Genomic DNA, 14,205 nt, shown 5'->3' on the forward strand with positions numbered 1-14,205 from the left:
TACTTCAGCACCTGACCCAGAAAAAGCAAGACGAAGGTTTTACTCTAATTGAACTACTAGTTGTAATCATCATTATTGGAATTCTATCCGCCATTGCCTTGCCTTCTTTCTTGAACCAAGCTAATAAAGCCAAGCAGTCAGAAGCTAAAACTTATGTCGGTTCTATGAATAGATCTCAGCAAGCGTACTACTTGGAAAACGGTAACTTTGCTGGCCAATCTGAATTTGCTGAGTTAGGTCTTGGCATTAAAACAGCAACTGAGAATTACGTTTATGGGATAACTGGTGGAGGTGACCCATCAGACAAAGTCGCTAACTTTGCAGACCCAAACGATGGAACTGGACAAGCTGATGGTGATAAAGCTGCAATTAAGGCATATCATGGTATTGTAAGCCTAGGTGAGACAGATCAGCAAGAGACAACTACCTTGGCTGTATTGTGTGAAGCAAAAAAAGTTACGCGGTTTCAGGGTCAACTAGGTTCGGCTGTGAATCCCGATGGTAGTGTTGATCCCGCCACGGGTGTTCCCGAGTGCGAAGACACCGAATGGAAGGATTTATCAAACTGATGATACTTAGGCTAAAACCTTGGTGATGACAGTTTGAATCACCAAAAATTAGATATTTAGTTAGAGTGGGTAGACGGTTCTACCTACTTTTTTTTATGGAAATACTTCAGTGGACAATTACCCTAATCAGGTTTTCAATAGTATTATAAAATGGGGTGATATCTTTGATTTAATTAGCACAAAAGTATGACTAACTGGCAGGAACAAGCGGAGCAATATTTAATCCAGGGGGACTACAGTAAAGCCGCAAGCTTATACGAACAGGCTATTGAAGCAGAACCTGATGTCATTGCCTACTACTGGCATTTAGGATTACTGTTCCTATTGCAGGGTCAAGAAACCGAAGCCCAAACCACTTGGCTGCTGGTGATGGCGGAGGCGGAGTCAGAGCAATTAGAGACTTGGACAGAGGAACTGCTCCAGGTGTTGCAAACCGAAGCTGAGCGCAGGCAGGAGTTAGGGGATAATGCGGTAGCCTGGGCAATCCGCCAGCATATGCGGGAAATTTGCCCCACGGATCTGACTAATCTCTTGGAAATTATTGCCCTAAGCATCAAGCTAGAAACCTTTAGGGGTGATGACTTGACGGAGCTGGGGGTGATTGAACTGCTACAAACCCAGCCAAGAATAGAATGCAATCAGCAATTATTACCAGAGGTTTTGGGGCAGATACTAGAAGCCGAACCATTGCATCCAACCTCCCTAGAATTTACCGAAGCTTGCTTAGCTTACCTGCCCAATCCTGAGGTTTGGTTCTGGCCGTTACTGTCAGCCTGTATGAAAATTGGTCATACCTTAAAGCAACCGACCATCGCTGCTGGTTTTCTGGAACGTTATCGCTCCTTAGATCTTCATAATCCTCAGAATATAGAAATATTACGACATCTCGCTACCTTTTATCAAAATGCTCGTAATTATGACCAGGGCATAGAAACCGCTAAATTGTGCTATTCCTTATCGGAATCTTTACCAGACAAAATATCGGGAATTAACCTGGTATTGCGGGGGATCATGAATGCTGGGGGCTATTGGCAGGAGGTTTCTGGGGCTTGCCAAACCCTAGAATCACTGCTTGTTTCCTTAATTAAGGAACAACCAGCTAACTTGTCTGATGTTGAGACTCTACGTCTGCTTACCCCATTCTTTTCTTTGGCTCATGTTCAGGACCAGCCTAGCCATTTCAGACCAATTTTGAATCAAATGGCTGAGGTGTTCCAGAGGAATATTCGGGGGTATACGAAGGAAAGAGCGGAGTGGTATGGATCCCCCCTAACCCCCCTTAATAAGGGGGGAATTGAGGATGGGGGAATTGAGTTAAAGTCCCCCAGAATTGGGGGATTTAGGGGGCTTGCACCTGAAGGTAGTGAGGTCAATTCATCGGAAAATCCCTGTAATAGGGAGCAGGGATCCCCCCTAACCCCCCTTAATAAGGGGGGAATTGAGGATGGGGCAATTGAGTTAAAGTCCCCCAGAATTGGGGGATTTAGGGGGCTTGCACCTGAAGGTAGTGAGGTCAATTCATCGGAAAATCCCTGTAATAGGGAGCAGGGATCCCCCCTAACCCCCCTTAATAAGGGGGGAATTGAGGATGGGGCAATTGAGTTAAAGTCCCCCAGAATTGGGGGATTTAGGGGGCTTGCACCTGAAGGTAGTGAGGTCAATTCATCGGAAAATCCCTGTAATAGGGACCAGGGATCCCCCCTAACCCCCCTTAATAAGGGGGGAATTGAGGACGGAGGAAAAACTACTAGACCCTTAAAAGTCGGATACCTGTCGGGTTGTTTAAGACGGCATTCCGTGGGGTGGCTAGCTCGTTGGCTGTTTGAGCATCATGACCGGGAGCGGTTTCAACTTTATGGCTATTTTGTAGACTACAAGCTAGTAAACGATAACCTCCAAGAATGGTATGTCAATCAGGTAGACCATCCTCACAAATTAGGGATTCATTTTCTAGAGGCGGCTGAACAGGTTTATCAGGATCAACTGGATATTTTAATTGACCTCGATAGCATCACCCTGGATATAACCTGTGCAGTCATGGCTCTGAAACTGGCACCAGTACAAGTCACGTGGCTAGGGTGGGATGCCTCAGGATTACCTGCCATTGATTACTTTATTGCTGACCCCTACGTATTACCAGATTCTGCTCAAGCTTACTATTCCGAGAAAATCTGGCGCTTACCCCAAACCTATATTGCCGTGGATGGCTTTGAAGTGGGTGTACCGAGCTTACGTCGGGACCACCTGGATATTCCCAACGATGCCACGGTTTATCTCAGTAGTCAGAAGGGATACAAGCGCAATCCCGATACCACAAGGCTGCAAATGAAAATTATCAAAGCAGTCCCCAATAGCTACTTTTTGATTAAGGGTAAATCTGACCAAGACTCGATCACACGGTTCTTTAACCAGATTGCGGAAGAAGAAGGAGTAGAGTGCGATCGCCTCCGGTTTCTACCAGAAGTCCCTACGGAAGCCGTTCATCGTGCCAACTTAGGCATTGCGGATGTGGTCCTGGATACCTATCCCTACAATGGAGCCACCACTACCCTGGAAACCCTGTGGATGGGTATTCCCCTAGTCACCAGAGTGGGAGAACAGTTTGTTGCTCGCAACAGTTACACCATGATGATGAATGCCGGAATCACCGAAGGCATTGCCTGGACAGATGATCAGTATATCGAGTGGGGGATTCGCTTAGGCAAAGACCCTGCTCTAAGACAACAGATTTCCTGGAAACTGCGACAATCTCGACAAACTGCCCCCTTGTGGAATGGTAAGCAATTTACTAGGGAAATGGAAAAGGCTTATGAGGCAATGTTAGGGAGATAGGGAGCTGTCAGCTATCAGCTATCAGCTATCAGCTATCAGCTATCAGCTATCAGCTATCAGCTATCAGCTTAAGCGCTACGCGCTACGCGCTACGCGCACGCTACGCGAACAGCTATGAGTTTATGCACTACAGATGGTGCTTTTGAATCAAACAGGTAACCATTTGTTGAATCTGAGGAAAGTCCCAGCATCGTTCGCACAGCGTGGCCAAACGCGCACGCGTGGCCGTTCGCGTAGCGTGGCCAAAAGGCCAAAAGGCCAAGGCCAAAGCCTGTGCCACAAAGCAGACAACTGACCGCTTAATGCTGACTGCTGACTGCTGACCGCTGACCGGTGAAGGCTTAGGCGTAGAGCGATAACATTAGCCCTAAAGAATTTGGTACAAAAATTTTCAAAATATGTTATAATAATAAATTTTGTGTAATATACTGAAAATGTGGATGGAAAACGTCCGTCACGAACTCGCCGCTAATTCCTTCGGACTATAGCGGGAGATTGATTGCTCTGTCGTGACCAGACTAAGTTCTTAGAGAACTACGTTATTCAGCTCATGACACCTACAAATACGTGCCAGTTTGTAGCAACTGTCGTACAGCTTTAAACAGGCGTAACGAGTTAAACCAGTGAGTTGTACCTAACAAGGTTGAATAACATTGTCGAGGCTAACTCTACCCGTTTATCGGAGTGTTCGTGCGTAATGCGAGTTTTCGTTCTAGATCAAAACAAACAACCTCTAGATCCTTGTCATCCAGCGAGAGCTAGAGAACTACTTAAGAAAGGGAGGGCTAAAGTTTTCAAACGCTACCCATTCACTATCATCATGCCAGATCGGTCTATCGATGATTCTGTTACTCATTCACACAGAATTAAGATAGACCCCGGCTCAAAAACAACAGGTATTGCTATTGTTTGTGAGCAAACTGGACGGGTTACCAATGCTTTAGAAATCAACCATCGAGGTCAACAGATTAAGAAGGCTCTAGAATCTCGACGAGCATTAAGACGTGGTAGACGGAATCGCAAAACCCGATATCGTCAGCCAAGATTTCTAAACCGAACACGCCCTGACGGTTGGTTGCCACCATCATTAATGAGTCGAGTTTTCAATGTTGAGACTTGGGTTAGGCGGCTGATCAAGTTGTGTCCTATAACCGCAATATCTCAAGAATTAGTTCGATTTGATACTCAGAAAATGCAAAACCCAGAAGTATCAGGAGTTGAATATCAACACGGTGAGCTATTTGGATTTGAGGTAAAAGAGTATTTACTTACTAAGTGGGGACATAACTGCGTTTACTGTGGCGCTATTGATACTCCCTTAGAGGTTGAGCACATTATCCCCAAATCAAAAGGTGGTAGCAATCGAGTTAGTAATTTAACTCTTGCGTGCAGAAGCTGCAATCAGAAAAAAGGTAATGACTCGATCGAGAAATTCCTAAGAAAAAAGCCGGAAATACTCAAAAAGGTATTAGCTAAAGCCAAAAACCCTTTAAAAGATGCAGCAGCAGTTAACGCAACCCGATGGGAATTGTTCAGAAGACTAAAACTAACAGAGCTACCTATTGAGGTAGGTTCTGGCGGCTTGACTAAGTTCAACCGGAAAACTAGGGGTATTGAGAAAACCCATTGGACTGATGCTGCTTGTGTAGGTAAGTCTACCCCACAGATGTTATTACTAAGCGGAGTGAAACCACTAACGGTTACAGCCAAAGGTCATGGCGTTCGTCAGCGATGCCGTCCAGATAAGTACGGTTTTCCAAAGGCTCATGCACCTGCTGCTAAGTTTTTTAGAGGCTTTCAGACAGGGGATATTGTCAAAGCTGATATCAAGAAAGGGAAGTATGCTGGGCAATACACAGGGCGAATTGCTATTCGTTATCGTCCGAGTTTTGTGCTTTCGGCAAAGCCGTTCGCGAAGCGTGGCCTACGGTCTCCGCTACGCGAACAAACTTCTGCTCAGAAGATTGATGTACATCCAAAATATTTGCAAACAATCTTTAGGGCTGACGGCTATGAATACCAAGTTAATTAATGCGGATTCGCGCTTGGCTGTAGGCCACGCTACGCCAGGGCAAACGCATCTAAATTCTAGAAGCCTTACTCAGAAGCGATTTCAAAATTAATCAGCATAAATACTTATCGGTTCAATCTCATATCCAGTAGGCATTTCAGAATAAAATGCGTTTACCCTGAATGAATAATTACCAATTATAAATTCTACATTCTAAATTCTTCATTATCAATTCTAAATTATACATTCTTATTCCCTATTATCAAATAAAAACACGATGCTATTACAAGACAAAAAACGCTACTACACAGCAGACGAGTATTTAGAACTAGAAGAAGCTGCTGAGTATAAAAGTGAATATCGGGATGGAGAAATTATACCGATGGCTGGAGGAACCACCAATCATAATAAAATTGCTCTCAATTTTGCAGCTAACTTGAAGTTTGCCTTAAAAGGACAAGACTACGATATCTATATCGGTGATGTGCGATTGTGGATACCTGATTATCGTCAGTATACCTATCCTGATATTATGGTAATTCAGGGGAAACCGATCTATACCGGCAAAGGTAAGACTACTGTCATGAATCCTTTGCTAATTGTTGAAGTCTTATCTAAATCTACTAGAAACTATGACCAAGGAGAGAAGTTTCTCTACTATCGCTCAATTCCACATTTTAAGGAATATATATTGATAGACCAGGCCAGATATCATGTGATTCAACATACCAAAACTAGTGCAGGACAATGGTTACTCACTGAGCAAACATCAGAAAATGGAATTCTGGAATTAAGTACTATCGATTTTACCATTAACTTTAGTGATATTTACGAGGGAATTAAGAATGAAGAATTGAGAAGGAAGAATTGAGAAGGAAGAATTGAGAAGGAAGAAGGCAGAATGAAGAAGGCAGAATGAAGAAGGCAGAATGAAGAAGGCAGAATTGAGTTATAATGGTGAAGGCAGAAGGCAGAATGAAGAATTGAGTTAGAATGGTGAAGGCAGAATGGTGAATGGTGAAGGCAGACTTCTAAATTCCAAATTCTAAATTCTAAATTCTAAATTCTACATTCTACATTCTAAACTATGTATCTCACCCATTTCGGCGCAAACACCTGGCTACTGGAACTTCCAGAGCAACGGATTCTGATTGACCCCTGGTTAGTGGGTTCATTGGTCTTTGGCAATCTACCTTGGTTCTTTAAAGGGGACAAACCGGAAGCAATTAACAGCATTCCGGATAAAATTGACCTAATTTTGCTCTCCCAAGGCTTAGAGGACCACACCCATACCCCAACCTTGGAAAAATTAGACAAAACTATTCCAGTGGTGGGCTCTACTAGTGCGGCAAAGGTAGTCAAACAGCTAGGTTATACCCAGGTAACCCCCCTTACTGCTGGTGAAACCTTTACGTTAGGAGATCACATAGAAATCCGAGCCTTGCCAGGAGCACCCATTGGTCCATTCCAGCAGGAAAATGCCTATCTGATCACGCAGTTGGATAGTGGTACCAGTCTTTACTACGAACCTCATGGCTATCCCCCTGCTGAAGTCAAGGATTATGCCCCAGTAGATATCGTGATTAGCCCAGCCCTAACCTTAGAAATTCCCTTAGCCGGGCCAATCGTTCAAGGGCATAAGACAGCACTGCAATTGGCGCAATGGTTACGACCCCAAGTCTTTCTGCCCACAACCATTGATGAAAATGTCAAGTATGAAGGGGTTTTGGGTTCCGTAGTGCGGGAAGTGGGGAGTCTCGAAGAATTGCGATCGCAACTCCTCCAGGACAATCTGCCCACAAAAGTCATCACTCCGGAACTAGGGGTTTCCTTGGAATTATAGGAAGGGAATCGGCAATCGGCAATCGGCAATCGGGAGAAGAGAGGGGGAAGTGTGGGAAGTATGGGAAGTGTGGGAAGAGGAATGTGAAAACGCTACAGTAGCATAGTGTCCCACATCAACAGCGAGAAGATCCAACATGCTGGAGTTGTATCAATTTGAACTGTCCCAATACTCAGAGAAAGTACGACTGATTCTGGATTACAAAGAGCTGGACTATCGCAAAATTGAGGTAACCCCAGGAGTAGGACAGTTAGAACTATTCCAACTGTCTGGTCAAAGTAAGGTACCAGTGCTAAAAGATGGGGATACCGTGATTAGTGATTCTACTGCGATCGCAATGTATTTGGATCGCAAGTATCCCGACAAACCCATCATCCCCACCGATCCCAAAGAACGAGGACTGTGTTTACTGATCGAAGAATGGGCAGATGAATCCATTGGTACCAAAAGCCGGAAAGTGGTCTATGGCGCATTGAGCCAAAATCCCGACTTCCGCAAATCGGTCTTACCGAACCAAACCCCGGATTTGCTCAAAACAGTAGTTGGTTCGGTACCCTCGGAATTTTTAGATATTCTAGGGTTTGGTGTCGGTTGTGGCACTGATGCCGTCAAGGAAGCCAAAGATGGTCTCAAGCAAGACCTAGAAGCCTTGAGTCTGTTACTCCTGGATAGTCCTTATCTAGTCAGCAACTCCCCTTGCTTAGCAGATTTTGCCGTAGCCGGTTTAAGTCTGCTCCTGAAATTCCCCGATGGGAATTATCTCGATATCCCCCAGCAATATCAAGGTAAAGGCATTCCTGGCTTGGCCGATAGTAACCTCTACGAAACCTTTTTCGCTTGGCGCGATCGCATCTATGCTGATTATCGCAAACCTTTAGTTTCCGATAGTCCTAGTGATTCTCAACCCACATCAATTGAGATCGACTAATAATAATTGACCCTAAGGGGTCAGCGGTCAGCGGTCAGCGGTCAGCGGTCAGCGGTCAGCCGTCAGCCGTCAGCCGTCAGCTGTTCGCGTAGCGTGCGCGTAGCGCTTAAGCTGATAGCACCTCAACTAGCTTGTGTGGCACAGGCTTCTAGCCTGTGACCCATCCCATAAGCTGATAACTGATAGCTGATAGCTGATAGCTGATAGCTGATAACTGATAGCTGATAGCTGATAGCTGATAGCTGATAGCTGATAGCTGATAGCTGATAGCTGATAGCTGATAGCTGATAGCTGATAGCCTACTCCCTACTCCCTACTTCCAATCACCCAAATGATTTAGCATTGCTATAGTCCTGGAATTATGGTAATGGATTTAAGTCAACCTTTAGGTTCAGTTATTCAAGGCTCTTTGTCTGCTGGATTGGAAGTGCGATTACACCCCGATGTCTCCGTAGAAGATATGCGGGTGGGGAAATTTCTGGTGGTCCAGGGAATGCGATCGCGTTTCTTCTGTATGCTCACCGATGTGTCTTTGGGAACCTCCAGTCAGCGGATTCTGGTTAATCCTCCTAATCCCAATGATGATTTTCTACGGGATGTACTCGCAGGTAGTGGCACCTACGGTACGATTAATCTAACCCCGATGCTAATGTTTACGCCACAAAAGTCCCAGTCACAACAGCCAGTGGAACTAAATGGAAAAAGTCCCTTAGGCTCCTTTCAAGCTCAAAGTAGCGAAGAGATGGAATTGTTACCAGTAAAAACAATTCCCAGCCACTTTTCTCAAGTATACGATGCTAGTGAACGGGATTTTCGGGCAGTCTTTGGCTGGGAAGATGACCCCCATCGCCGGAATTTTTCCATTGGTCAACCCCTTGACATGGAAGTCCCCATATGCATCGACTTAGATCGGTTTGTGGAACGGAGTAACGGGATTTTTGGTAAGTCTGGCACCGGTAAATCCTTTCTAACTCGACTACTGCTATCTGGGATTATCCGTAGGCAAGCAGCAGTAAATTTAATTTTTGATATGCACTCGGAATATGGCTGGGAAGCCGTATCGGAAGGGAAACAATTTAGTACAGTCAAAGGGTTGCGCCAGCTTTTTCCATCCCAGGTACAAGTTTATACCCTCGACCCAGAATCCACCAGACGACGAGGGATTCGGGATGCCCAAGAGCTTTATCTAAGTTATGACCAAATTGAAGTAGAAGATATCAACCTAGTCCGAGGAGAGTTAAATCTTTCTGAAGCTAGTCTAGAAAATGCCATTATTTTACGCAATGAATTTGGCAAATCCTGGATTGTGCAACTGCTGTCTATGACCAATGAAGAAATCCAGGAATTTTGCGAAGTCAAACGAGGCAACAAGTCTTCAATTATGGCATTACAGCGCAAATTAAGCCGATTCGATGAATTGAAGTATATCCGCAGTGCTTGTCCCCATAATTATGTCAATCGAATTTTAGAATCTCTCGATGCCGGGAAGCATGTTGTGGTAGAATTCGGTTCCCAATCCAATATGCTTTCCTATATGTTAGCAACTAATTTAATTACCCGTCGTATTCATAACAGTTATGTCAGAAAAGCTGAAATATTTTTGCAGTCGAAAAATGCCAGCGATCGCCCCCGTCCCCTAGTAATTACCATTGAAGAAGCCCACCGTTTCCTAGATCCAGCCACAGTACGTCAAACAATTTTTGGGATTATTGCCCGTGAAATGCGCAAGTATTTTGTGACCTTGTTAGTCGTAGACCAGCGTCCTTCTGGCATTGATAACGAAGTCATGTCTCAAATTGGAACTAGGATTACTTGTTTACTAAATGATGATAAAGATATTGAAGCAATTTTTACTGGGGTGTCTGGTGGCCAAAGTTTGCGTTCGGTATTAGCCAAGCTCGATTCTAAGCAACAAGCCTTGATTTTAGGACATGCGGTACCAATGCCAGTCGTAGTCAAGACCCGTGCTTACGATCAGCAATTTTATCGGGAAATTGGGGAGCTAGATTGGCAAGAAGTGTCCGATCAAGAGGTATTTTTAGCCGCCCAATCAGCTAGGGAAGATATAGGGTTTTGAGATCCGCTATCAGCAGTCAGCAGTCAGCGGTCAGCTTAAGCGCTACGCGCACGCGTGCGCGTTCAGTGGTCAGCCGTCAGTGGTCAGTGGTCAGTGCTCAGTGGCCACTCAAGTAGTGTGGCACAGGCTTCTAGCCTGTGATCCATAAGCTGTTCGGCGTAGCTTGGGCCTAGCCCATCAGCTGATATAGCAATCCGTCTAGGAATTGCTGAGAATTTTGTTCCCTACTCCCTACTCCCTACTCCCTGTTCCCTACTCCCAGATCCGCTGTTCCCTTTGCTTAAGCTGATAGACGAACTTTTCTAGTATGCTGAAAATATGATGCCATAAAGCTTACGAGATCTGGCAAATGCCCTATCTGGTAACATCAGTGCTTAATTACCCTGTGATTAATCCAGGGGATAATTCAAAAGGAGATTAAAACTTGAGGAACCAAAATCCACAAAATTTGCAATCTTTAGTCGGGGGGATTATCGCAGCATTAGTTATTCTCCTCTCCTTTAATTGTTTTGTAATTATCAATCCCGGTCAGGCTGGAGTCCTTAGTATTTTGGGTAAAGCTAGAGATGGCGCTCTGCTTGAGGGTATCCACTTCAAACTGCCCTTCGTCTCTATAGTCGATGTGTATGATGTCACCGTACAGAAGTTTGAAGTCCCAGCCCAGAGTTCCACAAAGGATCTTCAGGATTTGACCGCACGATTTGCCATCAACTTCCGCCTCGATCCCACTAAGGTGGTTAGTATCAGACGAAAACAAGGAACTCTACAGAATCTAGTGACCACAATTATTGCCCCTCAGACTCAAGAGTCATTTAAAATTGCTGCCGCCCTTCGCACTGCTGAAGAATCGATTACCCAACGGAGTCAGTTAAAGGAAGATTTTGATAAGGCTTTGGGCGAAAGGTTAGCCAAGTATGATGTCCAAGTATTGGATACTAGTGTCATTGACCTGAATTTTTCTAGGGAATTTGCCAAGGCAGTTGAAGAAAAACAGGTAGCAGAACAACAGGCCCAACGAGCTGTCTATATAGCACAGGAGGCTGAGCAAGAAGCTCAAGCAGAAATTAATCGCGCTCAGGGTAAGGCCGAAGCCCAACGACTGTTGGCGGAAACCCTCAAAGCCCAAGGGGGTGAACTGGTGCTCCAGAAAGAAGCGATCGCAGCTTGGCGAGAAGGTGGGGCTCAGATGCCTAAAGTTCTGGTTATTGGTGGTGAGGGGAATCACAGTGTTCCCTTTATCTTTGACCTAAACAACGTACCTCAATAGCATCAAAATGTCAATAAAATAGTCAAAAGCTCTTTAATTTCATGGTAGTTAGTAATAGTAAGTTTGATATTTTGCACTTGATTATTAGTAGTTAAATTACAACTACCAAAAACCGTTTTCTACCCAGAAAACGGTTTTTTTTTAAATAAATTTATAGCAGTCTAAGTAAACCTTAAGACATATTTATCTTCCCTACTCCCTACTCCCTACTCCCTACTCCCTACTCCCTACTCCCTAATCCCTAATCCCTAATCCCTACTCCCTACTCCCTAATCCCTACTCCCTTTCCTATAAATTTTTCATGAGTATTTTCACCCTACAATCAGTTCACAAAGACTTTGGGATTAAGGAAATCCTGAAAGAGGCTAGCTTTAGTCTAGATCCTATGGATAAAGTTGGTCTAATTGGCACTAATGGTTCAGGCAAATCGACCCTATTAAAGATAATTGCTGGTCTTGAGCCCATTGATAGTGGTCAACTCTCGGTTAATCCCAAAACTAAAATTGTTTACTTACCCCAACAACCAGACTTAGATGAAAACAACACGGTTTTGGAACAAGTGTTTGCTGATAGTGGTCAGCAGATGACTCTGATTCGTGAGTATGAAGAACTTTCCCAGAAATTGGCTCACAATCCCGAGGATAACCAACTGCTAGCACAGCTCTCAAGTGTAACCCAGCAGATGGATGCCACAGGAGCTTGGGAACTAGAAACAAAGGCAAAAATTATTCTGAGTAAATTAGGGATAGTTGATTTTGATGCTCCCATTGGTCAGTTGTCTGGTGGCTATCGTAAACGGATTGCTTTAGCAGCTGCCTTGCTAGCGGAACCAGAGGTATTGTTAATGGATGAGCCAACAAACCATCTTGATGCCATGTCAGTGGAGTGGTTACAGAGTTATCTGAATAGTTATCGTGGAGCAATCTTACTGATTACTCACGACCGCTATTTTCTAGACCAGGTCACCAACCGCATTATCGAAATTGACCGGGGAGACCTGTATACTTACTCTGGCAACTATTCCTACTATTTAGAGAAAAAAGCCTTAGCTGAAGAATCAGCCATCAGTACTCAACGGAAACATCAAGGGGTATTGCGCCGAGAGCTAGAATGGCTAAAACGAGGTCCAAAAGCTCGCAGTACCAAGCAAAAAGCTCGAATTGACCGTATTCACGACATGCAAGCCAAGGAGTTTAAACAAGCTCAGGGTAAAGTAGAAATTTCTACCCCTGGTCGTCGCATTGGCAAAAAAGTGATTGAGTTAGAAAATGTTTCTAAAGGCTATAACGCTAGAATTCTGCTCAAAGATTTTACCTACGAATTTAGTCCCGATGACCGAGTTGGCATTATTGGTGGGAATGGCGTAGGGAAATCTACCCTAATGGATATTATTACTGGACGCATTCAGCCCGATGCTGGTAAAATAGAAATTGGTTCCACCATTTATATCGGTTACTTTGACCAGCATTCAGAAGATTTGCTCGAAGCTCTTAATCAAAATCAACGGGTAATTGATTACCTTAAAGACGTAGCAGAGTATGTGACAACCGCTGATGGCACATTGATCAGTGCCTCACAGATGCTGGAGCGTTTCTTATTTCCTCCCACCCAACAGTATGCACCAATTCATAAGCTTTCCGGTGGAGAGAAACGTCGCTTGTTTCTGTTGCAAGTACTGATGAGTTCTCCCAATGTACTTATTCTTGACGAGCCCACTAATGATTTAGATGTACAAACTCTAGCTGTACTGGAGGAGTATCTAGAGGGGTTTAATGGTTGTGTGATTATTGTCTCCCACGACCGCTATTTCCTAGACCGCAGCGTAGATAAAATCTTTGCCTTTGAATCTGAGGGTAAGGTACGCCAGTATCCTGGTAATTATTCCCTTTATATCGATTATAAGCGAGAAGAAGAAGCAAAACTAGCCCAACAGATGGCTCAGACTCAAGGGAAAAAGGCTGAATCCTCTAAGGTCGAGCCGTCCACTAAAAAATCATCGAGTAATAACAAACCCCGTCGGCTGTCTAATTGGGAAAGGCGGGAATTTGATCAACTCGAAAGTCAGATTCCCCAACTGGAAGCTCAGAAAGCTGAGTTGGAGAAAACCCTTTATCAATCTCCTCCCAAAAATACCAGTGAGGTCCAGGCACTTTATCAGACCTTGGAAGCCTTGACTCAGGAAATTGATACAGCAACTGAGCGTTGGATGGAGTTGGCGGAACGGGAATTTTAGATCACAACCGTTGCGATTGGCCTACGGCCACGCTACGGGATTGACCGTAGGTCACGCTACTTGAGGTGCATAATTTAGATCACCAGCGCTGTGATTATACCGTTGCGAGCCTACCGTTCCATACGCATAATTGAGGTGACAGCTGATCAACGTTCAATTGTTCGTCAGTGGTTTGGAGGTACTACCAGTCATGATGAATTTTTGTTACGATCACCAAAAACATCCTGGCTCGTAAACTCTATCACTAGACTTATTGCATAAATCATGTTTTTGCCTCCCTAGCCCCCCAAATCTGGGCAGGGGATAATGGGGGCTTGGCACCATTGATGCAAGAGGTCTACTGTAGGTGGCGGTTTCCGGGGATAATCTGCTGTAGATGGGAAAACTAAGAAGGACTAATGGTCAAAGGAACAGGGGAATCCCTGTCAACCAAACTTCTGTAGTC

11 protein-coding genes are annotated in these 14,205 nt (G+C 44.5%); 10 read left to right on the top strand and 1 reads right to left on the bottom strand.

Annotated elements, in window-relative coordinates; genetic code table 11:
* Together F6K38_RS25580 and F6K38_RS25585 are read left to right on the top strand one after the other, a co-directional pair.
* Window positions 1-569: type IV pilin-like G/H family protein (locus F6K38_RS25580; RefSeq protein ID WP_287357901.1), on the top strand; the 569-nt coding region annotated here is incomplete at its 5' end.
* 186 nt (window positions 570-755) lie between these two features.
* The gene (locus tag F6K38_RS25585) at window positions 756-3,401 is read left to right on the top strand and encodes an O-linked N-acetylglucosamine transferase, SPINDLY family protein (RefSeq protein ID WP_287357903.1); all 2,646 of its coding nucleotides are present in this window, start codon (window positions 756-758) and stop codon (window positions 3,399-3,401) included.
* Window positions 3,402-3,528: 127 nt separating this feature from the next.
* Here F6K38_RS25585 and F6K38_RS25590 read toward each other — a convergent pair whose 3' ends face one another.
* Entirely contained in the window at window positions 3,529-3,681 is a 153-nt protein-coding gene (locus F6K38_RS25590; protein ID WP_154659979.1) for a hypothetical protein, read from the bottom strand.
* A gap of 417 nt (window positions 3,682-4,098) precedes the next feature.
* On the opposite strand from F6K38_RS25590, the gene iscB reads away from it, so the two are divergent.
* The 8 genes from iscB to F6K38_RS25630 all read left to right on the top strand — a co-directional run bounded on the left by iscB (window position 4,099) and on the right by F6K38_RS25630 (window position 13,760).
* Window positions 4,099-5,433: an RNA-guided endonuclease IscB gene (iscB, locus tag F6K38_RS25595; protein WP_287266502.1), complete on the top strand. Its 1,335-nt coding sequence runs from the start codon at window positions 4,099-4,101 to the stop codon at window positions 5,431-5,433.
* 256 nt (window positions 5,434-5,689) lie between these two features.
* Window positions 5,690-6,283: a Uma2 family endonuclease gene (locus F6K38_RS25600; RefSeq protein ID WP_287357905.1), complete on the top strand. Its 594-nt coding sequence runs from the start codon at window positions 5,690-5,692 to the stop codon at window positions 6,281-6,283.
* A 216-nt stretch (window positions 6,284-6,499) separates the two neighbouring features.
* Window positions 6,500-7,255, top strand: a complete 756-nt coding sequence (locus F6K38_RS25605; RefSeq protein WP_287357907.1) for an MBL fold metallo-hydrolase — start codon at window positions 6,500-6,502, stop codon at window positions 7,253-7,255.
* Window positions 7,256-7,391: 136 nt separating this feature from the next.
* Window positions 7,392-8,183, top strand: a complete 792-nt coding sequence (locus F6K38_RS25610) for a glutathione S-transferase family protein (RefSeq protein ID WP_008190864.1) — start codon at window positions 7,392-7,394, stop codon at window positions 8,181-8,183.
* Between the two features lie 6 nt (window positions 8,184-8,189).
* Window positions 8,190-8,342 carry a hypothetical protein gene (locus tag F6K38_RS25615; protein ID WP_287357909.1) on the top strand — a complete coding sequence of 51 codons (153 nt, stop codon included), beginning with the start codon at window positions 8,190-8,192 and terminating at the stop codon, window positions 8,340-8,342.
* A 208-nt stretch (window positions 8,343-8,550) separates the two neighbouring features.
* Window positions 8,551-10,260, top strand: coding sequence for a helicase HerA domain-containing protein (locus tag F6K38_RS25620; protein WP_008190861.1), 1,710 nt, complete (start codon window positions 8,551-8,553; stop codon window positions 10,258-10,260).
* 424 nt (window positions 10,261-10,684) lie between these two features.
* Complete coding sequence (locus tag F6K38_RS25625; protein ID WP_008190859.1) at window positions 10,685-11,527, top strand: prohibitin family protein; 843 nt, start codon at window positions 10,685-10,687, stop codon at window positions 11,525-11,527.
* A 301-nt stretch (window positions 11,528-11,828) separates the two neighbouring features.
* Window positions 11,829-13,760, top strand: a complete 1,932-nt coding sequence (locus tag F6K38_RS25630) for an ABC-F family ATP-binding cassette domain-containing protein (protein ID WP_287253168.1) — start codon at window positions 11,829-11,831, stop codon at window positions 13,758-13,760.
* The last annotated feature ends 445 nt before the right edge of the window (window positions 13,761-14,205 follow it).

This window comes from Moorena sp. SIO3B2 (genome assembly GCF_010692525.1).
Lineage (GTDB): Bacteria > Cyanobacteriota > Cyanobacteriia > Cyanobacteriales > Coleofasciculaceae > Moorena > Moorena producens.

What these genes read in the sequence shown, in the direction of transcription:
- F6K38_RS25585 (WP_287357903.1), top strand. Translation starts at nt 756, where the DNA reads ATGACTAACTGGCAGGAACAAGCGGAGCAATATTTAATCCAGGGGGAC.
- iscB (WP_287266502.1), top strand. Translation starts at nt 4,099, where the DNA reads ATGCGAGTTTTCGTTCTAGATCAAAACAAACAACCTCTAGATCCTTGT.
- F6K38_RS25600 (WP_287357905.1), top strand. Translation starts at nt 5,690, where the DNA reads ATGCTATTACAAGACAAAAAACGCTACTACACAGCAGACGAGTATTTA.
- F6K38_RS25605 (WP_287357907.1), top strand. Translation starts at nt 6,500, where the DNA reads ATGTATCTCACCCATTTCGGCGCAAACACCTGGCTACTGGAACTTCCA.
- F6K38_RS25610 (WP_008190864.1), top strand. Translation starts at nt 7,392, where the DNA reads ATGCTGGAGTTGTATCAATTTGAACTGTCCCAATACTCAGAGAAAGTA.
- F6K38_RS25620 (WP_008190861.1), top strand. Translation starts at nt 8,551, where the DNA reads ATGGATTTAAGTCAACCTTTAGGTTCAGTTATTCAAGGCTCTTTGTCT.
- F6K38_RS25630 (WP_287253168.1), top strand. Translation starts at nt 11,829, where the DNA reads ATGAGTATTTTCACCCTACAATCAGTTCACAAAGACTTTGGGATTAAG.